The sequence below is a fragment of the Thalassospira lucentensis genome (assembly GCF_001613805.1).
GTDB classification, from domain to species: Bacteria; Pseudomonadota; Alphaproteobacteria; order Rhodospirillales; family Thalassospiraceae; genus Thalassospira; species Thalassospira lucentensis_A.
On record NZ_LPVY01000024.1, the window covers coordinates 127,719 to 151,975 of the forward strand.

At 54.9% G+C, this 24,257-nt stretch carries 20 protein-coding genes; 11 read left to right on the top strand and 9 right to left on the bottom strand.

The window, feature by feature from the left end:
- Window positions 1–61 precede the first annotated feature (61 nt).
- The 5 genes from purL to AUP42_RS19930 all read right to left on the bottom strand — a co-directional run bounded on the left by purL (window position 62) and on the right by AUP42_RS19930 (window position 5,154).
- Window positions 62–2,272, bottom strand: coding sequence for a phosphoribosylformylglycinamidine synthase subunit PurL (gene purL, locus AUP42_RS19910; protein ID WP_062953339.1), 2,211 nt, complete (start codon window positions 2,270–2,272; stop codon window positions 62–64).
- Window positions 2,269–2,958: a phosphoribosylformylglycinamidine synthase subunit PurQ gene (purQ, locus tag AUP42_RS19915; protein WP_062953340.1), complete on the bottom strand. Its 690-nt coding sequence runs from the start codon at window positions 2,956–2,958 to the stop codon at window positions 2,269–2,271. Before purQ ends, purL begins: the two co-directional genes overlap by 4 nt.
- Before the next feature lie 81 nt (window positions 2,959–3,039).
- Window positions 3,040–3,279, bottom strand: coding sequence for a phosphoribosylformylglycinamidine synthase subunit PurS (gene purS, locus AUP42_RS19920; RefSeq protein WP_007092030.1), 240 nt, complete (start codon window positions 3,277–3,279; stop codon window positions 3,040–3,042).
- 118 nt (window positions 3,280–3,397) lie between these two features.
- Window positions 3,398–4,156: a phosphoribosylaminoimidazolesuccinocarboxamide synthase gene (gene purC / locus AUP42_RS19925; RefSeq protein WP_007092029.1), complete on the bottom strand. Its 759-nt coding sequence runs from the start codon at window positions 4,154–4,156 to the stop codon at window positions 3,398–3,400.
- A gap of 218 nt (window positions 4,157–4,374) precedes the next feature.
- Window positions 4,375–5,154: an NRDE family protein gene (locus tag AUP42_RS19930; protein ID WP_062953442.1), complete on the bottom strand. Its 780-nt coding sequence runs from the start codon at window positions 5,152–5,154 to the stop codon at window positions 4,375–4,377.
- 144 nt (window positions 5,155–5,298) lie between these two features.
- Here AUP42_RS19930 and AUP42_RS19935 point away from each other — a divergent pair, with 144 nt between their 5' ends.
- The 3 genes from AUP42_RS19935 (at window position 5,299) to AUP42_RS19945 (ending at window position 7,274) form a co-directional block, all read left to right on the top strand.
- Window positions 5,299–5,619, top strand: coding sequence for a DUF1476 domain-containing protein (locus tag AUP42_RS19935; RefSeq protein WP_062953341.1), 321 nt, complete (start codon window positions 5,299–5,301; stop codon window positions 5,617–5,619).
- A 158-nt stretch (window positions 5,620–5,777) separates the two neighbouring features.
- Window positions 5,778–6,455, top strand: coding sequence for a response regulator (locus AUP42_RS19940; RefSeq protein ID WP_062953342.1), 678 nt, complete (start codon window positions 5,778–5,780; stop codon window positions 6,453–6,455).
- Window positions 6,456–6,575: 120 nt separating this feature from the next.
- Complete coding sequence (locus AUP42_RS19945) at window positions 6,576–7,274, top strand: glutamine amidotransferase-related protein (RefSeq protein WP_062953343.1); 699 nt, start codon at window positions 6,576–6,578, stop codon at window positions 7,272–7,274.
- A 59-nt stretch (window positions 7,275–7,333) separates the two neighbouring features.
- Here AUP42_RS19945 and AUP42_RS19950 read toward each other — a convergent pair whose 3' ends face one another.
- Complete coding sequence (locus AUP42_RS19950; RefSeq protein WP_062953344.1) at window positions 7,334–8,275, bottom strand: DMT family transporter; 942 nt, start codon at window positions 8,273–8,275, stop codon at window positions 7,334–7,336.
- 97 nt (window positions 8,276–8,372) lie between these two features.
- On the opposite strand from AUP42_RS19950, the gene AUP42_RS19955 reads away from it, so the two are divergent.
- Complete coding sequence (locus AUP42_RS19955) at window positions 8,373–9,281, top strand: LysR substrate-binding domain-containing protein (RefSeq protein WP_062953345.1); 909 nt, start codon at window positions 8,373–8,375, stop codon at window positions 9,279–9,281.
- Window positions 9,282–9,337: 56 nt separating this feature from the next.
- On the opposite strand, the gene purB is transcribed toward AUP42_RS19955, so the two are convergent.
- Window positions 9,338–10,648 carry an adenylosuccinate lyase gene (gene purB / locus AUP42_RS19960; protein WP_062953346.1) on the bottom strand — a complete coding sequence of 437 codons (1,311 nt, stop codon included), beginning with the start codon at window positions 10,646–10,648 and terminating at the stop codon, window positions 9,338–9,340.
- A 215-nt stretch (window positions 10,649–10,863) separates the two neighbouring features.
- A complete protein-coding gene (locus tag AUP42_RS19965) occupies window positions 10,864–11,772 on the bottom strand; it encodes a LysR family transcriptional regulator (RefSeq protein WP_062953347.1) in 909 nt (302 codons plus the stop codon).
- Window positions 11,773–11,804: 32 nt separating this feature from the next.
- Between AUP42_RS19965 and AUP42_RS19970 the strand changes: the two genes are divergently transcribed.
- Both AUP42_RS19970 and AUP42_RS19975 read left to right on the top strand, forming a co-directional pair.
- Window positions 11,805–12,944, top strand: coding sequence for an MBL fold metallo-hydrolase (locus tag AUP42_RS19970; RefSeq protein WP_231858363.1), 1,140 nt, complete (start codon window positions 11,805–11,807; stop codon window positions 12,942–12,944).
- A 218-nt stretch (window positions 12,945–13,162) separates the two neighbouring features.
- Window positions 13,163–14,914 (top strand): GAF and HD-GYP domain-containing protein, encoded by a 1,752-nt coding sequence (locus tag AUP42_RS19975; RefSeq protein WP_062953348.1) that lies wholly within the window; start codon window positions 13,163–13,165, stop codon window positions 14,912–14,914.
- 38 nt (window positions 14,915–14,952) lie between these two features.
- Here the strand turns inward: AUP42_RS19975 and AUP42_RS19980 are convergent, their stop codons facing one another.
- On the bottom strand, window positions 14,953–15,723 hold the full coding sequence (locus AUP42_RS19980) for an SDR family oxidoreductase (protein ID WP_062953349.1): 771 nt from the start codon (window positions 15,721–15,723) through the stop codon (window positions 14,953–14,955).
- A gap of 262 nt (window positions 15,724–15,985) precedes the next feature.
- Here AUP42_RS19980 and ada point away from each other — a divergent pair, with 262 nt between their 5' ends.
- The 5 genes from ada (at window position 15,986) to AUP42_RS20010 (ending at window position 24,196) form a co-directional block, all read left to right on the top strand.
- Window positions 15,986–17,056 (top strand): bifunctional DNA-binding transcriptional regulator/O6-methylguanine-DNA methyltransferase Ada, encoded by a 1,071-nt coding sequence (ada, locus tag AUP42_RS19985; RefSeq protein WP_419865695.1) that lies wholly within the window; start codon window positions 15,986–15,988, stop codon window positions 17,054–17,056.
- On the top strand, window positions 17,053–17,766 hold the full coding sequence (locus AUP42_RS19990) for a 2OG-Fe(II) oxygenase (RefSeq protein ID WP_062953351.1): 714 nt from the start codon (window positions 17,053–17,055) through the stop codon (window positions 17,764–17,766). The genes ada and AUP42_RS19990 overlap by 4 nt, the downstream gene beginning before the upstream one ends.
- Before the next feature lie 95 nt (window positions 17,767–17,861).
- Window positions 17,862–18,437, top strand: a complete 576-nt coding sequence (locus tag AUP42_RS19995; protein ID WP_082824864.1) for an RNA polymerase sigma factor — start codon at window positions 17,862–17,864, stop codon at window positions 18,435–18,437.
- A 9-nt stretch (window positions 18,438–18,446) separates the two neighbouring features.
- Window positions 18,447–19,514 carry a FecR family protein gene (locus AUP42_RS20000; protein ID WP_062953352.1) on the top strand — a complete coding sequence of 356 codons (1,068 nt, stop codon included), beginning with the start codon at window positions 18,447–18,449 and terminating at the stop codon, window positions 19,512–19,514.
- A 3,128-nt stretch (window positions 19,515–22,642) separates the two neighbouring features.
- Window positions 22,643–24,196, top strand: a complete 1,554-nt coding sequence (locus AUP42_RS20010) for a S1C family serine protease (RefSeq protein WP_062953354.1) — start codon at window positions 22,643–22,645, stop codon at window positions 24,194–24,196.
- Window positions 24,197–24,257: the final 61 nt, after the last annotated feature.

A 24,257-nucleotide genomic window follows, 5' to 3' on the forward strand; every position in this document is an offset into this window, starting at 1 on the left:
TCAAAACACAAAACCCCGCCAGATTTCTCTGACGGGGTTTCGGGTTTGCGGTTTGGACGGCTTACTGAACGGCTTCTGCCATATAGGACGGCATCCAGCCTTCGTTCAGGTCGCGCAGCTCGGCAAGGGATACCTTGGCACCACCATCAATGGTGACCGCATCACCCCCGGCCTGACCGATGATGACCGCGGCGACATTCGCGCTGCCCGCCGCGTTCAGGACCTTGTCCGGATCGCGGGTGGCAATCACGTAGCGGCCCTGATCCTCGCCAAACAGCCATGCGACTTCGCTGCCGGACTCAGGCAGGTGCAGATCGGCACCTATATTGCCCGCAAGGCACATCTCGGCAACCGCGACCAGAAGACCGCCATCGGCGATATCGTGGCAGGTGCGGACCAGACCAAGCTCGATCAGTTCACGTACCAGCATACCAGCCCGTTTTTCCGCATTCAGATCGACCGGTGGCGGGGCGCCTTCTTCGCGGCCTTCGATGGTTTTAAGATACAGCGACTGGCCAAGTTCACCGGTCGCGGCACCAATCATGATCAGCGCACTGTCATCGCGTTTGATGCCGATAGTGGCATGATGACCCAGATCGGAAATCACCCCAACGCCACCGATTGCGGGCGTTGGCATGATGCCGACGCCATTGGTTTCGTTGTAAAGTGACACGTTGCCCGAAACGACCGGGAAGTCGAGCGCAATGCAGGCCTCGGCAATGCCCTGGCAGGCACCAACGAACTGACCCATGATGCGCGGGCGTTCCGGGTTACCGAAGTTCATGTTATCCGTGATCGCAAGCGGCTTGGCACCGGTGGCAACCAGGTTGCGATATGCTTCGGCAACGGCCTGTTTGCCACCTTCGACCGGATCGGCCATGACATAGCGCGGGGTGCAATCGGTGGTGGCTGCAATGCCCTTGTTCGTGCCCGAAACGCGTACGACACCGGCATCACCCCCCGGACGGACAATCGTGTTGCCCATGACCAGATGGTCATACTGTTCCCAAATCCAGCGACGCGACGCGAGGTCCGGGGACGCAATCAGGGTTTTCAGCGCATCGATATGGCTGACCTTGCCCGAAATGCTTGCCGGATCGATACGATCCTGCTTCGGGGTCGGTTCCCACGGACGGTCGTATTCCGGCGATGCTTCGGCCAGCGGATCGATCGGAAGATCACCGGCAACTTCGCCATGCCATTTAAGAACCATGCGTTTGGTATCGGTCAGGATACCGATGACGGCAAAGTCGAGTTCCCATTTGTCAAAGATCGCCTTGGCGGCGTCTTCGCAACCGGGTTTCAGGACCATCAGCATGCGTTCCTGCGATTCTGAAAGCATCAGTTCGTAGGGGGTCATGCCTTCTTCGCGCATCGGGACTTTATCAAGCCACAGTTCGACACCAACGCCGCCCTTGGACGCCATTTCGAACGAGGACGAGGTCAGACCGGCCGCACCCATATCCTGAATGGCGACGATCATGTCGGTTGCCATCAGTTCAAGGCAGGCTTCGAGCAGAAGCTTTTCGGTGAACGGATCGCCGACCTGAACGGTAGGACGTTTTTCATCGCTGTCATCATCAAACTCGGCCGAGGCCATGGTTGCGCCATGGATACCGTCACGGCCGGTTTTCGAACCGACATAGACAACCGGGTTTCCGATACCGGCTGCTGCGGAATAGAAGATGTTGTCGGCGTCGGCCAGACCCACGGTCATCGCATTGACCAGGATATTGCCGTTATACGATGCGTGGAAATTGGTTTCCCCACCGATGGTCGGCACACCCATGCAGTTGCCGTAACCGCCAATACCCTCGACCACACCGCTGAGCAGGTGGCGGGTTTTCGGATGATCCGGTTCGCCAAAGCGCAGTGCATTGAGGTTTGCGACCGGACGGGCACCCATGGTGAAGACATCGCGCATGATGCCGCCAACACCGGTTGCCGCACCCTGATAGGGTTCGATAAAGGAGGGGTGGTTGTGGCTTTCCATCTTGAAGACGGCGGCCTGACCATCGCCAATGTCGATGACACCAGCGTTTTCACCCGGTCCCTGAATAACCCAGTCAGCCTTGGTCGGAAGGGTTTTGAGCCATTTTTTCGATGATTTGTAAGAGCAATGCTCCGACCACATGACCGAGAAAATGCCAAGCTCGTTGATGTTGGGTTCACGGCCCATGATTTCGAGGACGAGTTTGTACTCTTCCTCGTTCAGGCCGTGTTCCTTGACCAGTTCCGGCGTGATCGGGGTGTTGAAATCGTTAGCACTCACGATGCTGCCTCCACCAAGCTTTTGAACAGATTGCGGCCATCTGTGCCACCATGGAGCGGATCAATCGCATTTTCCGGGTGGGGCATCATGCCAAGGACGTTGCCCGCCTTGTTGATGATGCCGGCAATATTGCGCTGCGACCCGTTCAGGTTGGTTGCCGGATCAACGACACCATTGGCATCGCAATAGCGCAGAACAACGCGACCTTCGCCTTCGAGGCGGTCAAGCGTTTCGCTATCGGCAAAGAAGTTACCGTCATGGTGGGCCACCGGATAATCGACGACCTCGCCGGTTTTGTACTGGTTGGTGAAGCGCGTATTGGTGTTTTCGATCTTCAGATGGGTGTTCTTACAGATGAATTTCAGGCTGGCATTGCGCATCAGCGCACCGGGCAGCAGGCCTGCTTCTGTCAGAATCTGGAAACCGTTACAGACGCCAAGGATGGTCACACCGGCCTTCGCGCGTTCGGCAACCGCACGCATGATCGGGGATTTGGCTGCCATGGCGCCGCAACGCAGATAGTCGCCATAGGAAAAACCACCCGGAACCATGATGATGTCGGTTTTTGGCAGTTCGGTTTCGCCATGCCAAACCACGGTCGGTTTGGTGCCGGTGGCCTGTTCAAGGGCCGCAATGGCGTCATTCTCCCGGTTGATGCCGGGGAAGAGGATGACAGCGGATTTCATGAAATACCGTCTCTCGATTAATATCCGTTACTTGATCGCGACAGACAAAGGCCCTGCAACGGCAAAGCCCCGCCCGGGCAGTTAGGCCAGCTCGATGCTGTAATCTTCGATCACGGTATTGGCGAGAAGCTTCTCGCACATTTCCTTGACCTCGGCGCGTGCCTTTTCGACGTCGCTGCCATCCAGTTCGAGTTCGATGAACTTGCCCTGGCGGACATCGTTGACACCGGCAAAACCAAGACCCTGCAGGGCGTGATGAACGGCTTTACCCTGCGGGTCAAGAACGCCGTTCTTCAGGGTGACATGGACACGTGCTTTCACGAGAAGCTCCTTTGAGTGCGCACTCGCCATACGGCGATACTTGTTTGCAAACAATAATGTACCGGTTCCGACGGTTCCGGCGTCGATAAGAAAAGGCCGCGCAAGCGCGGCCTTGGGATTATTTGTCTTTGTTCAGCGATTCTATGTCCGCGGACTCAGGCAGGACACCGAGACGGCGCGCCACTTCCTGATAGGCTTCCTCGACCCCGCCAAGATCGCGGCGGAAGCGGTCCTTGTCCATCTTTTCGTTGGTCACGGCATCCCAGAGGCGGCAGTTGTCCGGGCTGAATTCATCGGCCAGAACCAGATGCATGAAATCGCCTTCCCAGACGCGTCCGAATTCAAGTTTGAAATCGACCAGCTTGATCCCGATGCCGCGCATCAGGCCGCACAGGTAATCATTGACGCGAAGGGTCATGCCGACGATTTCCTCGAGCTCTTCGGCACTTGCCCAGCCAAGGGCAAGGATATGCTCGTCAGAAACCAGCGGATCACCAAGCGCGTCGTCTTTGTAATAAAATTCGACGATCGGGCGCGGCAGACGTTCGCCTTCTTCAAGGCCAAGACGTTTGGCCATCGAACCGGCGACGATATTGCGCACCACGACTTCGATTGGAACGATTTCGCATTTCTTGCAAAGCTGTTCGCGCATATTGATGCGGCGAATGAAATGCGTCGGGATGCCGATTTCCGCCAGACGGGTCATGACGAATTCGGTGATCATGTTGTTCAGGACGCCCTTGCCGGCAATGGTGCCGCGCTTCTGTGCGTTGAACGCCGTGGCATCGTCCTTGAAATACTGGATGATGGTTCCGGGTTCGGTACCTTCGTACAAAACCTTGGCTTTACCCTCGTAGATGGGCTGCTTTCTGGACATTGGCGGGATCTTTCACATCTTTGCTTGCGGGGAGTGTCCCCGAGCACCCTGAAAAACGCGCCCCCCGTATAGCAGTGCTGGCGCAGAAACTCAATTGCCGTGTAGGTCTATTTACGCAGACTTGATAATAGGATTTTGCAACCGTCGAACCTGCGGAAGGCCACGACGGGAAAGGTCCCCGAAAACAGGGCATTACGGGGGTGAAACCGGCAGGCTGCCTAAATCTCGACCGGGAGAAAGGGGACGTTGTCGGGCTGGCCGTTGGCAAACAGCCAGACCGGGCGGCGCGGCAGTTCGTTTTTCTGAGTCGGAATGGCGGGAAGCCCGATCAGGGACGAACAGATCGTCTCGAAGCCGATATTGCTGCGCACCAGCATGGCATCGGCACGAATGTCATGATGTGCCGGATCAGGTTCCATCATGCCGGTATCAGCCAGAAGGGCCTGCCATGCAAACCAGTCATCGGCTTCGGGGTTGGGTGGCGGGGCGCTGATGAAACGCGGAAGGTTGCGTTTGGTTCGTTCGCTGTTGGCTTTGTCATTCAGATCATGGGCGGTGATCATCGACAATCCCTCGGGGATGTCGGTGATTTCGATTTTGCCTTCGCCGCGATTGGCCAGCCAATAGGCGTCCCGATTATCGGCAATCACCATGTTGAACGGGCGATATGCAGTGCCGTCAAGCTCGGCCAGTGCCTGGGCTGCGTCAATGGCGTCGGCATGATCAAGCGCTTCGAGCGGCAATTCACCGCGCGATCGTTTGTCATCGGCCGGGCCCAGCGTGCCATAGCGATTAAGCACGGCGGCCACCACGCCATCCTCGTTGATGCCAAGCCACGTGCCGCCGGCGGTTTCATCCATTCCGGCGATAACATCAGGGCGGTCCTCCCAATGGCGGGCCGGGGCCTTCCACGGGCGGTTGTTCATTTCGTCGCGATTGGCGCCGATAATCACCGGCCATTCATGGTCGGGGCGGCGCAGAATGATAACTGTACACATGACCCAGATCAAAGCGACATGGATCGGCATTTGTCAAATTCAAAAGTATCGGGGCGGGCCGGTGACATGGTGTGATAGAGTCCATAGATAAAGGACGAGGGAAAACGTCCCGATCAAAAACAAACCGGATGGAGGAGCCAAAACATGTCCAATTTCACGGATCGTGAACGCGGTTTCGAGGCGAAATACAGCTTTGATCTGGAACAGAATTTCCGGATCGAAGCCCATCTTTACAAAATGCTGGCGACCTGGGCGGGCGATAAAATGGGAATGAGCGAGGCGGAAAGTCGTTCCTATGCGGCCAAAATCGTCGGCGATGTTGTCAGCAATCCGCAGGAAAACGGTATCATATCCGTGCTTCTGGCCGATTTCGGACGGCATAATATCGATATGACGGTCAGCGAGGTAAACCGCAAACTCGAAGAATTGCGCCCGCTTGCACGTGCCGAGCTGCTCGAGGAATAGTTGCTTTGCAGAAATAAGAAAAAGTTCGGATTTGCAAACCATTAGCCGGTTTCGTATTCTGTTCCCGGATCAAGAAAGATTTCTGGTTGCAGCCACGCGTTGTTTTGCTTGTTAATTTTCGGGCATGGTTGTGGGTCAGGTAGAGAAGGGCAAAGGCTTTGCGTATCCTGTTGGCAGACGATCACGATCTGGTTCGTGAAGCATTATCACTGCTGTTCCAGCAATATTTCGAAGGTTGTGAAGTGGTCGAGGCGGGCGCGCTTGACCCGGCACTGGAGCATATCGAGGCACAGAACGATTTCGATCTGGTGCTTTTGGATTTGCGGATGCCCGGTATGAACGGGCTTGAGGGGCTTAAACGCACTCTTGAAAAAGCAGCGAAAACAACTTCGGTTGTTTTGCTTTCGGGGGCCTATCGTAGCGAAGATGTGCGCCATGCCATTGAGAATGGCGCACAGGGCTTTATCCCCAAAACATTGCGCGGGCAGGCACTTGCCAATGCCATTCAGCTGGTTCTGGCGGGCGAGAAATATCTGCCGTCCTCAATCCTGAACGATATGGGTGATGGCTTTGGCGGTGGTAGTGACGGCGAACCGCGCATGGCTGGCGGTTTTGGCAATGAAGGTGATTTCAGCCGCCTGACCCCACGCGAACGCGAAGTTCTGGCGCTTCTGGCCGAAGGGCGTCCGAACAAGGACATTGCGCGTCACCTTGATCTGCGCGAAATCACGGTGAAATATCACTTGAAAAACATTTACCGCAAACTGCATGTGTCAAACCGGGCGCAGGCGGTAAAAATCGCACTGGAAGATATGGCGCGTACTGGAACGTTGTAGTATGTTGGTCAAAGGCAGCGCTGTTTAACGCTCGAAACCCGGCTCGTGTTTTCACGGGCCGTTTTTCTTTGGCGGTTCGGGTTGCTCCCCTCGTAATGTCACCTGAAACGAGGAACTGAAATGACCATCCGTATCGCCCTTGTCGGGGATTTCAACCCCGCCGTTACCGCCCATCAGGCCATCCCCAAGGCCATTGAAATCGCGGCTGGCGAAATCGGCATTTCTGCCGAATATGACTGGATCGCAACACCGCGTTTTGATGATGGGGCTGCACCGATACTGTCTGGCTATGACGGGATGTGGTGTGTTCCGGCAAGTCCGTATGAAAGTCTTGAAGGTGCGCTTGCCGCGATCCGGTTTGTGCGCGAGAACGATATCGCGTTTCTTGGCACATGCGGCGGTTATCAGCATGCGGTTCTGGAATATGCACGCAATGTTCTGGGACATGCCAATGCTGCGAATGCCGAAATTGATCCGGATGCGGAATTGCCGCTGATTGCGCCGCTGGCCTGTGCGCTGATTGATCAGGATGGCGAGATTGAGCTGGCTGCGGGAAGTTTGATCCGTGCTCATTGCGGATCGGGTCATCTGATTGAAACCTATCGGTGCAGTTATGGGTTTAATCGTGATTATGCGGGGCTGCTAGCAGGGCAGGCATTGCAGATTGGGGCATGGGATGCAGATGGCGATCCCCGTTCGGTGGAATTGCACAATCATCGTTTCTTTATCGGCACAGCCTTTCAGCCGGAACGATCCGCCCTGCGCGGTGAAAATCATCCGCTGATCACGGCCTTTATCAAAGCCGCATCGGCAAAATAATCCCATAAAAAAGCACCCCCGCGATCAGCACGGGGGTGCAGTCCTTGAGACGGAGAGTCTCAGGCACGTTCGGGCAGGTTGTGTGCCCGGACATTCGATGATGTTGTATTTGTCGATGATGGCGGCGTTCTGCCCGACTGGATGATGAAAACACCCGACAGGATCATGGCGGTCGCAACGATATCAGTTGCGGAAACCGGTTCGCCCAAAATCAGGCTTCCGGTCAGAAGGCCAATGACCGGCGGGATATAGGTGACCCCGGCGGTTTTGACCGCGCCCAGTTTCCCGATCAGAAAGTAATAGCACATATAGGCAATGCCGGTGCCAAACATGCCAAGGCCGATGAATAGCCCGGTGGCAATTTTCCAGTTGGTGAAGATCGCATTCATGCCGGAAAAGTCGCAAATCAGCAGAAGCGTTACAGCAGAAAGGCCAAGCTGATAGGTGCAAAGTGCAATTGGTGAAATGCCAAGGGGGCTTAGGAATTTGCGGACATAGACGAACGAAAGCCCGACACAGCCCGATCCAATGGCGACGTAAACCACACCCATCAGATCGATGCCCGACGTGCCACTTTCCCATGGCTTTGCGATAATCAGGACACCGGCAAAGCCAAACAGCAATCCGCTGATTGAACGGATATTGACCGGTTCGCTGCGCAGGAAAATGGCCGCGGCGATAAAGGAAAACATCGGGATCACGCCGCTTAGCATTCCGGCAACGCTGGATGGCAGAAGGGCGATGCCCTTGGCAAAGGCGAGGTAATAAACGGTGGTCGCGAGAAGAGACATAACAATGAAATGGTGCACATAACGCAGATGCTGCCAATCCAGCACCTTGCGCGCCATTGCAAATGCCAGAACCGGTAGAAAGCCCATGATCACACGTACCGTTACCACCTGCATCGGCGATATCAGGCTGCTTGCCGTTTTGTTGAACAAAAAGGTCATGCCCCAGCACAGGGCAAGAAAGCCAAAGACGAGGTATGCGTTGTTCTTCATGGCCGGAACTTTCGTGGGGGTGATGCCGTGATTGTAGGTCTGGCCGGAATGGCGTACAAATCATGTTATCTGGATCATGGAATAGAAAATCTGCATCATGAGTTCATATCCACCCCTGAATTCCTTGCGTGCATTCGAGGCATCCATTCGACTGAATAGTTTTTCTCGTGCAGCGGAAGAACTGAACGTAACACCCGGTGCCGTCGGACAGCAGATCAGAAAGCTTGAAGATTGGCTGGGTGTGGAACTGTTCGCCCGTTCGGTCCGGCAGGTCAAACCAACCGCCGACGGGCTTGAATATGCCGCGCGCATATCACCCGCCCTGCAGCAGATTATCGATGCCAGCCAGCATTTGCGCGGGCAGCGCGAACATATGGTGCGTGTGGTCATGCCGCCAAGCTTCGCCGCGAAATGGTTTTCCAAACGCATGGCGCGGTTTTTGATCGATTATCCGTCAACGTCACTTCACGTGGGTTCGTCAGTACAATTCACGGATTTTGATCGCGATCCGGTCGACATCGCCGTGCGGTATTTTGACGGGAATGATGAAAAGCTTGAATCCGTCCTGATCTATCGCGGGCAGGCGGCGGCCTTCTGTTCGCCTGCCTATCGTGACCGGATGGGGTTTGAGCGCCCCGCCGATCTGGTACGTGCGACTTTGTTAAACGACATTCTGCATGACTGGTGGGAAGAATGGTTGGGCCAGTTTGCAGGGATGAACCCGGGCGAGATTGCCGCAATCAAGCGCATTGAAATCGATCAGACATCTATGGCGATCGAGGCCGCGATCCACGGGCAGGGGGTTGTGATGGCCAACCCGTTACTGGCGGAGGAGGACGTGATGGAAGGCAAGCTGATCCATCTGTTTCCCGAACAGGTTCAGGTTGTTCCATTGGGATATTATCTGGTGCATCCGAAAAACCGGGAACTGCGCGGTCAGGTAAAGCTGTTTCGTGACTGGCTGCTGGGCGAGGCGCAGGAACTTTCCCTGTTGCAAAATACGTAAACAGAAAAGCCCCGGCCAATTGACCGGGGCTTTGATTTTAGTGTGCAGTGTTACCGTCAGTCAGCAAACACACGGGCGAAAATCGTGTCGACATGCTTGGTATGGTAACCAAGGTCAAACAGACTTTCGAGCGTTTCCATCGGGATCTTCGCGGTAACGTCTGCGTCGGTTTTCAGAAGCGACAGCAGATCGCCTTCGCGGTTCCAGACTTTCATCGCGTTACGCTGAACGATGCGATACGAATCTTCGCGCGAAACGCCATGCTGCGTCAGGGTTAGCAGCACGCGCTGCGAGAAGACCAGACCACCCATCTGATTAAGGATTTCGTCCATCCGTTCCGGATAGACGACAAGGTTTTCAACCACATTGGTCAGACGCATCAGCGCGAAGTCGAGAGTTACGGTCGCATCCGGGCCGATATTGCGTTCGACCGATGAATGCGAAATATCACGTTCATGCCAAAGGGCAACGTTTTCCATTGCCGGGATCGCCATCGAACGGACAAGACGCGCAAGCCCGGTCAGGTTTTCAGTCAGAACCGGGTTGCGTTTGTGCGGCATTGCCGACGAACCCTTCTGCCCCTTGGAGAAGAATTCTTCAACTTCGCGGACTTCGGTGCGCTGCAGATGGCGGATTTCGGTTGCCAGATGCTCGATGGAGGATGCGATAACGCCAAGGGCAGCGAAATAGGCGGCATGACGGTCACGCGGAATGACCTGGGTCGAAACCGGTTCGGGTTTCAGGCCAAGCTTGGCGGCAACATGTTCTTCGACCTGCGGGTCGATATTGGCGAATGTGCCGACAGCCCCGGAAATCGCACAGGTCGCGATCTCTTCGCGGGCGACCACCAGACGGTCGCGGTTGCGTTTAAACTCGGCATAGAAGGTTGCCAGTTTCAGGCCAAAGGTTACCGGCTCTGCGTGGATGCCGTGCGAACGCCCCATGCAGGCGATGTCCTTGGTTTCATAGGCGCGTTTTTTCAGCGCGGCCAGAAGCTTGTCCATGTCTTCAAGCAGGATGTCGGTTGCCTGAACAAGCTGAACGTTAAAGCAGGTATCGAGAACGTCGGAGCTGGTCATGCCCTGATGAACGAAACGGGCTTCTTCACCGACCTGTTCTGCCAGTTCCGTCAGGAAGGCGATCACGTCGTGTTTGACTTCGGCTTCGACAGCATCGATGCGGTCAATACGATCCTGGGTATAAGGCTTGTTGCCTTTTTCCCAGACCAGTTTGGCAGAGGCAGCCGGAATGACGCCCAGCTCGGCCAGTTTGTCGGCAGCGTGTGCCTCGATTTCAAACCAGATACGGAATTTGTTCGCCGGTTCCCAGATTGATGTCATCTGCGGACGGGAATAACGGGGGATCATGCAGTCGCCTCCGGGCAGGATGGTTGGGTGCCGGGTCATGACCAGATTGCGTGATCAGCGAAGTGCGATGCTGGTTCCGGCACGCTTTCAACGCGTCGGATAGTCCATATCGCTGCGATTGGCAACCCTGCATCGTAGGCTGTTTGCGTTCAGAGGCATCTTTGCCGGTGTTTTTGGGGCCGTTGCGCGGCGTTTCCGGATTTTCCTGCCGGACATTATTCGCCGATTGCAGGCCATTTCCGATTGCGAATGTATTCAAGAAAGACACGCATGGCCGCACTCGTATGGCGCCGGTTCGGATAATACAGATACCAACTCGGCAGCTTTTTCTTCCAATCGACAAGCAATTCGACAAGTCTGCCCTGTTTGACATCGTTGCGAACATAATCGTCAAACAGATGAGCGATGCCCGATCCTGCAAGGGCTGCCTGACGCTCTTGATGCGCGGAACTCAGCGTCAACCGGCCTTTCGGGGTGATTTCGACCTCATTCCCGTTGTTCGCGAATTTCCACGTCACCATGGTTCCGCCGGGAAAACGACGGCGAATACAGTCATGCGTCAGAAGATCATCCGGTGAACCGGGGCGACCCCTCCTGCGCAGATAATCGGGGGAAGCCACAATTGCATATTGTAAGGCGGGACCCAGCGGGATTGCGATCATGTCCTGGGCAAGTTGATGTCCGAAACGCACACCGGCGTCGAAACCATGCTCGACAATATCGATGATTGCAGCCTCGCTGACGATTTCAACATTGATCTCGGGGTAAATTTCCATGAATTCAAAGGCCAGAGGGCACAGAACATGGTCGGCGGCCGGACCCGGCGCATTGATCCGCACAGTACCGGATGGGTGTTCCCGAAGCTGATTGAGATCGTCGATTGCTGTTCTGATGTCGTGAAGGGCAGGGCCAAGTCGCTCAAGAAGCCGCTCGCCTGCTTCGGTAGGCGCAACGCTGCGTGTCGTTCGGTTCAGCAGCCGGATGCCAAGCGCTTCCTCAAGCACACTGATTGATTGGCTGATGGCAGAGGATGATACGCCCCTGCCAAGCGCGGCGGCTCTGAAGCCTCCACATCGCACGACGTCCTCAAATATCTCCAGACTGTCAAGGCGTAGCGGTTTCATTGCGAAGCCTTACTTAATAAGCTGATCCATTTTTGTTAGCTTATCTGTGCGCTCGATCTGTGTCATCCCTAGAAAAGGCATCGCCTACAGACGCCGTGCCGGACGACGCTGCAATCAAATACGACACCTGCAATCACAATTTGGACAGGATGATGAGTATGAGCGGAATTACATTGAATCGCAGAAAGATCATGCTGACAGCCGCATCGGCAGCAGCTGGATTGATCCTGCCAACCGGCGGTATAGCCTTTGCCCAGGCTGCTTCCGGCGCGTCGTCCCCGCTCCAAAACGGGAATGCGGGCGGAAATGTTGGCCATTACCGGTTTCGTGTCGGAGATGACATATCTGCAACCGTGTTGAGCGACGGGCTGATCGGTGGTCCGCCCCGGATTTACGCCAGTAACTCGCCGGAGGCAGAATTGGAGGAAGTTCTCAGGCAAGCCTTTTTACCGACTGATCGCCTGACACTTAATCTCAATACGCTTCTTATCGAAACGAATGGCAGACGGATACTGCTTGAGGCGGGTGCCGGGCAGACGATGGGACCGCAGGGCGGTCGTCTGTTTGATAACTTGGCGGCAATCGGTTTGAGGCCCGAGGATATCGACATTGTGGTTGTTTCCCACACGCACCCGGATCATGTCGGAAATCTTCGGACAGCTGATGGTCGTAAGGCATTTCCACGCGCGACCGTTTTTGCGCCTCGTGCTGATTGGGATTTCTTTGTCGTCAACGATCCGGATCTTTCCTACATGCCGGTGCCCGAGGATTTCCGTCGTAATTTCTCCGCGGCCATCAAGCGGAGCGTCGAACCGGTTGCGAACGGGATCGAATTGTATGAACCCGGAGAAGAGATTATACCCGGTCTGATCACGCTTCCGGCATTGGGCCATACGCCTGGTATGGCGAACTTCCTTGTTCAATCAGGGAACGACCAGCTCCTGCTTACTGCCGACCTTGCTTATCATCCGATCGTTAATGTCGACCGATCATGGCTGCCGGGGCCGGATCGTGACAAGGAAACGGCTCTTGCCTCTCGCCGGCGCATCTTTGACATGGCGGCAACTGACCGGCTTCTTGTTCTCGGCTTCCATTATCCGTTCCCGGGCCTTGGCCGAATGCTCAAGACGGATGTCGGCTATGCCTGGGTTCCTGCCTATTGGCAGTTTTGATCTTTCATCAATGGTTTAACATGCGCCAAACGCATTACTATCGCAGACCCTGTTTGGGGGCATAACAGCTTTATTACCGCTTTTTACCTGTGCGGAACTTGCCATCTGCTAAGATTATCTCAATCTCCTGATGGATATAGTTCGTAAAACGAACATTCCAGAACCAGCGCGGGCAAACCGTTCTGATCGTGAGTGGACACAGATAATGGCACGTATTTATGACCCGTATCGGGGATGATTTGAAAAATCCTCCGACCCGCACAGCCCGAGGCGTCGACACCGATGCGCGTTATCTTGCGCAGCTGGTGGATCTTGGTATTGCCCTGTCGGCAGAACAGGGTCGGGAGGAGCTTCATCAGAAAATCCTGATGGCAGCCCGGCAGTTTACCAATGCCGATGGCGGGTCATTGTATCTGGTCAATAAGGATGAAACGGAACTTCAGTTTCGCATTCTGATGAACGATACGCTTGATACGTTTTTCGTATCGGGCCGCGAACACGAGAAGCCGTTTCCACCCCTGCCGCTTTATGATGCGGATGGCAATCCCAATCACAAAAACATTGCAACCTATGTCGCGCTAAGCGGTGAAGCGATCAATATCGAGGATGCGTATTTCGCCGATGGGTTCGATTTTTCCGGCACGCGCGCCTTTGATGCCAAAACCGGTTATCGGTCTAAATCCTTCCTGACCGTACCGCTTAAAAATACGCGCGGCACTGTGATCGGCGTGTTGCAGCTGATTAATGCGCGCGACGATTCGGGCGAAGTGATTGCCTTTGACCCGTTGATCGAACCGATCATCAATGCACTGGCAAGCCAGGCGGCGGTGGCACTTGAAAACAGCCGCCTTTTGATGGCGCAGCGCGATCTGATGGAAAGTTTCGTACGCGTGCTGGGGCAGGCGATTGACGCCAAATCCCCCCATACCGCCTATCATTGCGAAAAGGTTCCGATCATTGCCCGCATGCTGGCCAAGGCGGCCGTCGATGAAAAGCAGGGCACTTTTTCCAATTTCTATCTGACCGATATGGAATGGTACGAGCTTGACCTTGCTGCGTGGCTTCATGACTGCGGCAAGATCACAACGCCCGATCATGTTGTCGAAAAGGCCACCAAACTTGAAACCATCCATAACCGCATTCACGAAATCCGCACCCGGTTCGAAGTCCTTAGGCGCGATGCGGAAATCGAGATGCTCAAGCGCAAGCTCGCGGGCGAGGATGCCCAAGTTTGCGATGATGATTTCAGTGCCCGGATCGCCGAACTTGAAAGTCAGTTTTCGATGGTTGCGCACAGCAACATTGGCGATGACGAGCTTGATAGCGATGCGGTCTTTACCCTGCATGACATCGGCGGGCAGGAATGGGTGCGCTATTTTGATCGCACCATCGGGCTTTCATGGGCGGAAAATCAGCGCCTGACCGAAGACGATCTTGCGCAATTCAGCCAGCCCGGTGTTGAAAAGCTTCTTGATGATCGTGCAGATCACGCATATCTCGGCTTTAACCGGGGTGAGCTTTATAACCTTTCGGTTCCGCGCGGCACCCTGACCTCCGAGGAACGAAAGGTTATCAATGACCATGTTGTGGTGACGCAGGAAATGCTGGCGCAATTGCCTTATCCCAAGGAATTGCAGCGTATTCCCGCAATTGCAGGCAACCATCATGAAAAGATGGATGGTTCGGGCTATCCCAACGGTATGCTGGGCGAAGATATGGGCATCCTCGAAAAGGTGATGGTGATCGCCGATATATTCGAGGCCCTGACCGCGGTTGACCGTCCCTATAAACGGCCCAAAATGTTATCGGAATGCATCGCGATCCTAGCTGACATGCGCGACAAGGAGCAGATCGACAATGATCTGTTCGAATTGCTTCTGTCGTCGGGCGTTTACATCGAATACGGACGTAAATACCTGCAACCCGGACAGTGCGACGAAGTTGATATCACGCAGTTTTTGCGCAACTGAAAACGGACCGGACACGATGCATCCGGCTCGTCCCGTCATCAGGTCCGGTTGATTGAAACCCCGCCATCGGCAAGGAACGGCACGCCCGTCACAAAGCTTGCCGCATCGGACGCCAGAAACAGGGCAGCCTGTGCCATTTCGGACGGTTTTGCCATACGTTTCAATGCATGCAGGCTGTTGACGAACTGCTCGACCTCCGGCCCGGCACCGGGTTTGTTGGTGATGCTGGCCGGGGTATCTGTTCCGCCGGGCAAAAGCGCATTGACCCGAATGCCCTGTGGTCCGTATTCGGCTGCCAGCGATTTCATCAATCCAATCATACCCGCTTTGCTGGCGGCATAGGCTCCCATTCCGGGCATACCGACCGAATAGCCGACAAAGCTTGATGTCAGGATCATTGATCCCGAGCCATTGGCAAGCATCGCAGGCAATTGATATTTCGCCCCGAAAAATGCCGATGTCAGGTTGGTTTCGATCATTTCATGCCAGTCGTCGGTTGCCATATCGGGGATCGAAACAGACTCCCCGACCATCCCGGCATTATTGACCGCGATATCAAGTTTTCCGAAATGATCAAGGGCGGCCTCGACCAGTTGCCTTGATACATCTTCGCCCGTAAGACAGCCCGGCACTGAAATGGCCGTACCACCGGCATCATGGATATCGGCCATGATATCATCGAGCAATTCAGCACGTCTGGCATTCAGCACAAGCTTGGCACCCTGCCGGGCAAAAAGTTCGGCTATGGCGCGGCCGATGCCGGAACTGGCCCCGGTGATGATTGCGGTTTTACCGTCCAGTGTGAACATGTTTCCATCTCCTGTGTCATGATAGGATGACCATCGTGGTGATGATGGCCCGATGGTGAGACGCTAGTTCGGACAGGGCGGACGGGCACTCCGGTTATTGGCATTGAATTCGCGGAATTGACGGTTTTTCGTAGGTAGCGAATTTGAAAGCAAGGAACGGAGTGCGGCCCACGGGATGGACGATCAGAATGCCGGTCAAACGGATGCATCTGGCATCCTTATGTTCTGATAAAGGAGCCATTCCATGTTGACGGAGACGAAATTGAGCAAGGCGATCCGCTGGATCAGTGACGAGGACAAGTGGCAGGCCGTGGCAAATCGCGATGGCAAAGCTGATGGACAGTTTTACTATTCGGTCGTAACCACCGGGGTTTATTGCCGACCATCCTGTGGTGCACGTCTGGCGCGCCGGGAAAATGTCGCGTTTCATGCCAGTTGCGATGATGCCGAACAGGCAGGGTTCCGCCCGTGCAAACGGTGCCGTCCGAACACCGCATCGATTGCCGAACGCAATGCGGATGTCGTGGAAACGGCATGCGAAATCATCCGTAATGCCGAAGAAATGCCAAGCCTTGATGATCTGGCCACACAAGCCGGGATGAGCCGGTTTCACTTTCACCGGGTGTTTAAAGCGGTTGCCGGTGTAACGCCAAAGGCCTATGCTGGCGCCCACCGGGCCGGTCGCGTGCGCGAGGAACTACGCAGCAGCAATACCGTGACCGAGGCGATCTATGACGCGGGATATAATTCCAACAGCCGGTTTTATGAACGCGCACACAAGATGCTGGGCATGACGCCAAGCAGCTATCGCGCGGGGGGCAAGGGCGAGAAAATCCGGTTTGCGGTGGGGCAATGTGCGCTTGGCGCAATCCTTGGCGCGGCAAGCGCCAAGGGGATTTGCACGATCCTTCTGGGCGATGACCCCGATGCGCTCGTGCGCCAGTTGCAGGATGCCTTCCCCAAAGCGGAGCTAATCGGCGGCGACCCGGCGTTCGAGGACTGGATGGCCCAGATCATCGGGCAGGTCGAAGCCCCGCAGCTTGGCCTCGACCTGCCGCTTGATATTCGTGGTACGGCCTTTCAGCAACGCGTCTGGCAGGCGCTTTCGGAAATTCCGGCCGGGACAAAGGCAAGCTACGCCGAAATCGCCGAAAAGATCGGGTCGCCGCGTGCTACCCGCGCCGTTGCGCAGGCCTGTGCCGCCAACAGCATCGCGGTTGCCATTCCCTGCCACCGGGTGGTGCGCAAGGATGGCGATCTTTCGGGATATCGTTGGGGGGTGGAGCGCAAGAAAACCCTGCTGGACCTCGAAAGCAGGGAGGCCGGGCAATGAACAAGATGACCCGTGACGGGATCGGATCGCTTGATTGGGAAAAGCATGCCCGCGAACTTGATGCCCATGGCTGTGCGATCCTTGAACACCTGATTGATCCGGATACATGCCGGGCATTGATCGCGCGTTATGACGAGCCGGAAACTTTTCGCAGCCACATCCATATGGCCCGGCACGGGTTCGGGCGCGGCGAATACAAATATTTCGCCTATCCCTTGCCCGATATGATCGTGGGTTTGCGGCAATCGCTTTATCCGCCATTGGCCGAAATTGCCAACCGCTGGAACCGGGCGATGAGACTGGATCGGCACTTTCCCGGCGATCACGCCCGGTTTGTTGCCCAATGCCATGAAGCAGGGCAAACCCGCCCGACGCCCCTTTTGCTGCGTTATGGGGTAGGGGATTATAATTGCCTGCATCAGGATGTTTACGGCGATTGCGTGTTTCCTTTGCAGGTCGCGATCCTTCTAAGCGACCCGGAAACGGACTTTGAAGGCGGCGAATTTGTTCTGACCGAACAGCGCCCGCGTATGCAATCCCGCGCCGAGGTCGTGCCGCTGATGCAAGGCGATGCCGTAATTTTCCCTGTCCACCATCGCCCTGTGGCGGGCACGCGCGGAACGTACCGGGTGAATATGCGCCACGGTGTTTCCAGCCTGCGCGCCGGGTCACGGCATACGCTTGGCATCATTTTTCATGACGCCAAATAGCTGATCCCGCTCGGACTGATTTGAGCTGGTATCGTTCTGGCTGCAGTGGTGCTTAGTAAAAGTTATTAATAACTATTTGCAATTGTGCGCGACTGGTGTATGTCAGCGGGAACGAATTCACCTTCCTGTTTGTTTTCATGACCTTTTTCGCGTCCCGGCAGATATCGGTAAATCTTGTTCGCGCCTTTGAAAAGGAACGCGCGTCTTTACTGCGCCTGGCCATTCGCAAGCTGGGAAATCCGGACGAGGCAAAGGATATCGTGCAGGATGCCTTCGTAAGGATTGCCGGGATCAAGGACCGGGAAGAACCGATCAACGATCCGCCGGCATTCCTTCGGACCGTGGTTCTCAATTTGATCCGCGATCATCAGAGGCGACGCAATGCCGGCCATATTGTCGAGCTGAAATCAGGTCATGATCCGTTGGAATGGGCGGCAGAAGACCGCCCGCCCGCCGACAGTGTGATTTATCACCGGCAGCGCCTGCAAGCGTTTGAGCAGGCCATTGCATCCCTACCAACGCGATCCAGAGAAGTCTTCATCTTGCGTAAGTTGCATGGTAAGACCCATGACGAGATTTCTGCTGTGACCGGATTATCGAAGGCCGCGATCGAAAAACATCTTTATCGTGCGATGACGACATGTCGTGATCTGATGAAACACTATGACTAGGCCATGCCCATGACCGGCACCCATTATACCGGCCAGAATCCGGAGACAGCCGCAAAGGACGATTTGCAGGGTCGTCTTGTCGATCAGGCAATGGAGTGGCTTGCCCGTGACGGTGTGGACATCGCCGGGACGGAAACGCATGAAGCGTTTCAGAAATGGTGCGGTCAAAGCACGGCTCATGAGCAGGCGGCCCGCTCGGTCCGGGCTTTTCTTGATGACCGTGATTTCGACGATATTTTGCGGAAATTTGACGCTGGTCCAGAATCGACTACCCGGACATATATGGCATCAGGCGTGTTGAAAATATCCCCCCCCACGCGCAGGTTACTGCGCCCAGTGACGGCGGGGATGCCACTTGCTCGAAGGGCATTTTGGGGCGGGGTTGCCCTATGTGCTGCAATCCTTGTTGCCGTGCTGACACTGCGCCCGGCGGACCATTCTGATCATCCCGGTTATATCGCGGCAAACACCACCCACGTCAGCCAGATTTTGCCCGATGGCAGCGAATTGCAGCTCGCGCGGGGCACCCGGCTATATTGGGAGTTTTCCAAACAGGAACGAAATATTGTCCTTGATCAGGGGGCGGTCGTGATTTCTGCCGCACCGAACAAGGACCGGGAGCTTGTGGTGACAACGCCCCAAAGCCGTGTGGTGGTTGTCGGGACCCGCTTTGTTGTGATTGGCGATGCTGAAACCAGCGAGGTTGGTGTTGCCGAAGGAACGGTCCGGGTGGTGCAAAAACAATCCCCGCCAGCCCGCGAGGTTACCCTGCATGCGGGTGATGGCGTCACCGTTTCGGGGAATGGAGATGTAAGACGGCGTGACTTTGACGGTGAAAATATTACGCAAATTCTGGACGGATGGCGGGTATTTTCACCGGCGAAACTGTCCGATGTCGCCCATGCCATAAGCCGCCAGAGCGGAACGGAAATCTGGCTTGATCCCGGTCTTGCCGATCTGGAAATACGCGGTCGGTTCAATGTTGCCGATGCCAAGGCATCGCTGGACCTGATTTCCCGAACCACCGGCACAAGAATTATTGAATTGCCGTTTGATCATTATCTGCTGGCGCGCTGATGCCGCATTTCACATCTGGCGCGTACAGCAATTGGTCGACATTTTCAGGCGAATTCCCCGTTCAAATCCCCTTTGAATAAAAACATTAAAAAAATGTCCGGTTTCTGTTCATGGCCACGTCCTTAAATGCGAGTGATACGCAATAACTTGCATTAGGTCGTGCCGAATGAAGACTACCGGACAACAGAATACCGCCCACAGTACGAGTGAAGCCGGGCGTTGCCGGGCATGGAAAGATTTGTTGTTCTGTGCTGTTGCGTCTTCTGCCTTGCTAGCAGTGACGCCGTCGAATTTGCTGCATGCGCAGGAGAACCCGGTTATCAATGACGCACGGGTTCCACCACGAGCCTCTCCCTCATACCGTTTTGATATTCCGTCCTTGCCGCTAATGCGTGCGCTGGAACAACTATCACAGCAGGCCGGTATTCCGTTTTCGGTGCAGGATGGTACCAACCTTGCGATGAACGGTCAGGCGGTGATTGGTGATTTCAGCATTGAAAATGCCTTGCTGCGGATGCTGGAAGGTACGGGCGTTACCTTTGCCGTTGCCGACGGGGTTTTGGTGATTTCCCCGAAATTGTCTAACCAGTCGCTGGATGCAGAAATTGTTACAGCCCCGATTTCGGTCAGTGCCAACCGTACACCGACCTTTCAGCTAGGAACCGGTGCCGCAAGTGGATCAACGGTCTATGGCGAGGATATGATTGGTGCCGTGGTCCAAGGTGACAGTGACCCGAACAAGATTTTTCGCGCCAATCCGAATGTCCAGTATGTGATCGCAGGGCAGCGCGGTGAAGAAGGGGCAACCGCAACTGCCGAACAGGACTTGCGTCCACAAAATATCAGCATATCCGGGGCTGGGGTCGATCAGAACAACTTCATGCTTGATGGGGTCGGGATCAATTCCTTTGGCGGAACTGAGTCGAATTACAACGACTCAAACATGCCAGAAGATGATGACAATACGATCAACGCAGACACCCTCCATGGCTTGCATCCACAGACTGTCTATGTGGACTCAAATATTCTTGAGCAGGCCGAAATCATCGACAGTAATGTGTCAGCGAAATACGGCGGGTTCCAGGGCGGGGTCGTCAATTACAAGGTCAAGAATCCGTCAAATGAACCGACATTCGGGGCAAGTATCAAACGCGGCGGCTCGAACTGGAACGATTATCATCTGAAATCCGAAGAGACTCCTGATGCTGCTGCCAAAGAGCCGATTTATGAAAAATGGTTCTATTCAGCGTCTGCCAGCACACCGATCAATGATAATTGGGGCATGTTGGTTTCTGCCGGTCGGCGTACCGCCGAGACGACCAAGACTGCTGGCGATGACTATTATGGTCGCCAGGTCACGACCAGCACTGAAGCCGACAACGTGCTTGGCAAACTGCGTTACGAAAGTGATACGGGGGCCGCGATTACGACCCAGATCGTTTACGCGCCCTATGCCCAGGAATGGGAAGCATCGGAAAACTATGACAGCAGGATGGATATCATTGGCACTGGCCTAACCACCTATGTCGGGCTCGAAAAGCCGTTTGAATATGATGGCTACGGGGTTTCCAATCTGTTTCTCGATACGAAGCTGTCCTTCAATTCATCAGAAAATGCACGTGATTCCGAAAGCAATGTACGCCGACAGATCAGTACGACTGTGGCCGGGTCACAATATGCCGATCTGTGTGATGCCAGTACATGTGTGACCGGCTGGTACGGAGACCTGTCCCAGACCCAGCAAGATGTCGGTTATACCGCCGACCTTACCGGCGATATTTTTGGAACGAACTTTCTGCTCGGTGCGGATATCCATCGTCTGAGCGGAACACGAGAGCGTTCTGCCGATGCGTATTATGCAACTACCCGAACTACTGGCACCAACGTGGTTTGCGCGAGTGCCGATGACATATTCTGTGATGATGGTGATCAGGCGAACCGGCGTCGGACAAAATATCAGGCGTTCGAAGGAAGCGTCAGTTTCGTAAGTACAGCCCTTTATAATGAATATACGCTGCTTTTTGATCATGTTCCTTTCGGCGAGCTGGAATTCAGGCCGGGTGCACGGCTTGAACACGACACATATCTTGGCAATACCAATCTGGCTCCGCGCTTCAACGCGACCTACTACACGGACTGGGATATCAGCTTTAATGCAGGATGGAACCGCTACTATGCGGCAAACATGCTGAGTTACGCCTTTCAGGATGCAACCCCGGCGACCATCAGTGAAACGCGGACTGCTGATACCACCACCACTCCGGGTTCATCTATTTTCTATGATGACTGGGCAGCCTCGTCATCCGGGATAAAGCGTTCGTTCGCCGGTTCGGGTCTGAGTACGCCGTTTTCCGATGAACAAACTGCATCCATTTCATTCCCGTTGCCTTTTCTGGGGGGGATGACCCGATTGAAATGGCTGGAACGAAAGGGGCGGGATCAGTTTTCACGGTCAAGTACAGATAGCGGTTCGACCGAATACAATCTGTCGAATGAAGGTTCGAGCCATTACACATCCTATTCCGCGGAATGGAGCCGCGAAATCGGTTCAGGTCCGTTTGGCGGTCGACATGTGTTCAACGTCAATGGTCAGTATTCGGAACGCCGTACATCAAACAACAGCTATTACGTCACCAGCGATGAAACCGAGAGTGTCGTTTATAACGGCCAGATCATTCCGAGTATGGACCTTGATGTTCTGACCGGTAATCTGGACGAACCGATCTTCTTTAACATCAGTCTGTTTTCAAGCTTCGATGATGACCGTCTGCGAACCGGCCTGACCGGGCGCTACACGATGGACTATACGACGATCACCGACAGCGGATCAAACACCACCATCGATGGCACGACATACGATGTTTATGAGGATGGTGAGGAAAAGGCGCGCTTCGATCTGGATATGACGCTCGATTACGACGTGATCCGACGGGAAAAGGGTGTTTTGACCCTGAATGCATCTATCGAAAATGTTCTGAACCGTGGCGGTGCCCATACGCTGTCGTCATCGACCCCGTACCGCAAGGGCCGGACAGTGTGGCTCGGACTGACCTACACCTACTGAAAATTCCGCGTTAATCCTGTCGGGGCTTTGGGCCCCGGCCAAACCTGCTTGTGAGATCGATAATATGAAAAGAACCCTTACCGCGACACTGTTTGCCGCGATGCTTGCCACATCAAGCCTTATTCCTGTTCATGCAATGGCGGAACAGGCAGGCATTGAACTGTCGGATAGAAGTCTGGCCGAAGTTTATGCCGCTGTTTCGCTTGGTGTTGTTCGCATCAATGTCATCAAAAAGAGTTATGCCGAGATCGTCGCCGAGGAACGCGAGAAAAAGGAAAACGGAGAGGATTTCTATCTGCCACCCAACGAGCGTGGTGATCGGGACGAAGATAACGACCGTCAAGACCGCGATGACAAGAACAAGGAAAACGAGAAAGGCGAAGAGCCGAAATACGACTGGCAGAAAAAGAGGCGCAATGCGTCGACTGGAACCGGTTTTCTAATCAATCATGACGGCCTGATTGTAACCAACGAACATGTAGTCCGCGATGGTGCGCGTTTTGTCGTTGTTCTGAAAGACGGGCGCCGTGTCCGCGCCGAACTTGTCGGCATGGACTTTCTGACTGATCTTGCGGTTCTGCGCGTTGAAATGCCTGAAGATGTCAAACCGCTAGCATGGGGTAATTCACATGCCATTCGCATTGGCGATCCGGTCTTTGCGCTGGGATATCCCTATGGCTTTGATCAAAGCCTGACGACCGGGGTGATTTCAGGCAAGCAGCGCCAGTTGTCCAAAGGCGAATATAACCCCTATCTGCAAACCGATACCGCAGTGAACAAGGGTAATTCGGGCGGTCCGCTTTTGTCGATGGATGGCAAGGTTGTGGGTGTGAACTCGGCGCTTTACACCCGTTCTGGCGGGAACGAAGGATTGGCGTTTTCCATTCCGTCCGAACATGCTCAGGGTATCATTGACCTGCTTGTCAAGGACGGCGAAATCAAACGTGGCTGGTTCGGGATTGCCTATTCCGAAGTCAAGCCGGGTATAGGCAAGCTTTTGGGCATGGAGCGTGACGAAGGGATGCTGATCCATCGTGCGCCAGATGATGAGCCGGCTTATCAGGCAGGTATTCGGGCCGGGGATGTGATCGTTGCTGTGAACGGTGAAAGTGTGACATCGCGGCTGCATTTCCGTATGCAGGCGGCGGAGGCAAATGGCGAAACCACCGTTACCGTCTGGCGCGATGGCGGATTTAAAAGCTTTACCATGATCCCGGGCGATATGGACGAGGCCAAAAGCCGCCGCCGTCAGGCTGAACGTGACAAGATTCTTGGCAAAACCCCCGAGGATGACGGTCGTAAGAAAGTCATGGGGCTCGAACTGGTTCCGGCCAATGAAAAGGCATGGGAAAAACTGGATCTGCCCACCGGGACAAAGGGCCTTGTCGTTGATCGTATGGAAAAGATGGGGCAAGGGGATCAGGCCGGGTTTGCAAAGGGTGATTTCATTACCCGGATCAACCATACCGACATCGTCACGCCCGAGGATTTCGAAACCGTGATGCAGCAGGCGCTTGAAAGCAACGCCCCCTATGCGCTTGTCTATTTCAAACGTGATGGTCAGGACCGTACAAAGATCATTGATACACTGAGCATGGTTGATCTTGAAGATTACTGACCGCAGTACATGAAAAATCGGGCCGTCGTGAGACGGCCCGGTCAAGTTGGGTGATGCAAAG

What these genes read in the sequence shown, in the direction of transcription:
- purQ (WP_062953340.1), bottom strand. Translation starts at nt 2,958, where the DNA reads ATGAAATCCGCTGTCATCCTCTTCCCCGGCATCAACCGGGAGAATGAC.
- purC (WP_007092029.1), bottom strand. Translation starts at nt 4,156, where the DNA reads ATGTCCAGAAAGCAGCCCATCTACGAGGGTAAAGCCAAGGTTTTGTAC.
- AUP42_RS19930 (WP_062953442.1), bottom strand. Translation starts at nt 5,154, where the DNA reads ATGTGTACAGTTATCATTCTGCGCCGCCCCGACCATGAATGGCCGGTG.
- AUP42_RS19935 (WP_062953341.1), top strand. Translation starts at nt 5,299, where the DNA reads ATGTCCAATTTCACGGATCGTGAACGCGGTTTCGAGGCGAAATACAGC.
- AUP42_RS19945 (WP_062953343.1), top strand. Translation starts at nt 6,576, where the DNA reads ATGACCATCCGTATCGCCCTTGTCGGGGATTTCAACCCCGCCGTTACC.
- AUP42_RS19950 (WP_062953344.1), bottom strand. Translation starts at nt 8,275, where the DNA reads ATGAAGAACAACGCATACCTCGTCTTTGGCTTTCTTGCCCTGTGCTGG.
- AUP42_RS19955 (WP_062953345.1), top strand. Translation starts at nt 8,373, where the DNA reads ATGAGTTCATATCCACCCCTGAATTCCTTGCGTGCATTCGAGGCATCC.
- purB (WP_062953346.1), bottom strand. Translation starts at nt 10,648, where the DNA reads ATGATCCCCCGTTATTCCCGTCCGCAGATGACATCAATCTGGGAACCG.
- AUP42_RS19965 (WP_062953347.1), bottom strand. Translation starts at nt 11,772, where the DNA reads ATGAAACCGCTACGCCTTGACAGTCTGGAGATATTTGAGGACGTCGTG.
- AUP42_RS19975 (WP_062953348.1), top strand. Translation starts at nt 13,163, where the DNA reads ATGACCCGTATCGGGGATGATTTGAAAAATCCTCCGACCCGCACAGCC.
- AUP42_RS19980 (WP_062953349.1), bottom strand. Translation starts at nt 15,723, where the DNA reads ATGTTCACACTGGACGGTAAAACCGCAATCATCACCGGGGCCAGTTCC.
- AUP42_RS19990 (WP_062953351.1), top strand. Translation starts at nt 17,053, where the DNA reads ATGAACAAGATGACCCGTGACGGGATCGGATCGCTTGATTGGGAAAAG.
- AUP42_RS20000 (WP_062953352.1), top strand. Translation starts at nt 18,447, where the DNA reads ATGACCGGCACCCATTATACCGGCCAGAATCCGGAGACAGCCGCAAAG.
- AUP42_RS20010 (WP_062953354.1), top strand. Translation starts at nt 22,643, where the DNA reads ATGAAAAGAACCCTTACCGCGACACTGTTTGCCGCGATGCTTGCCACA.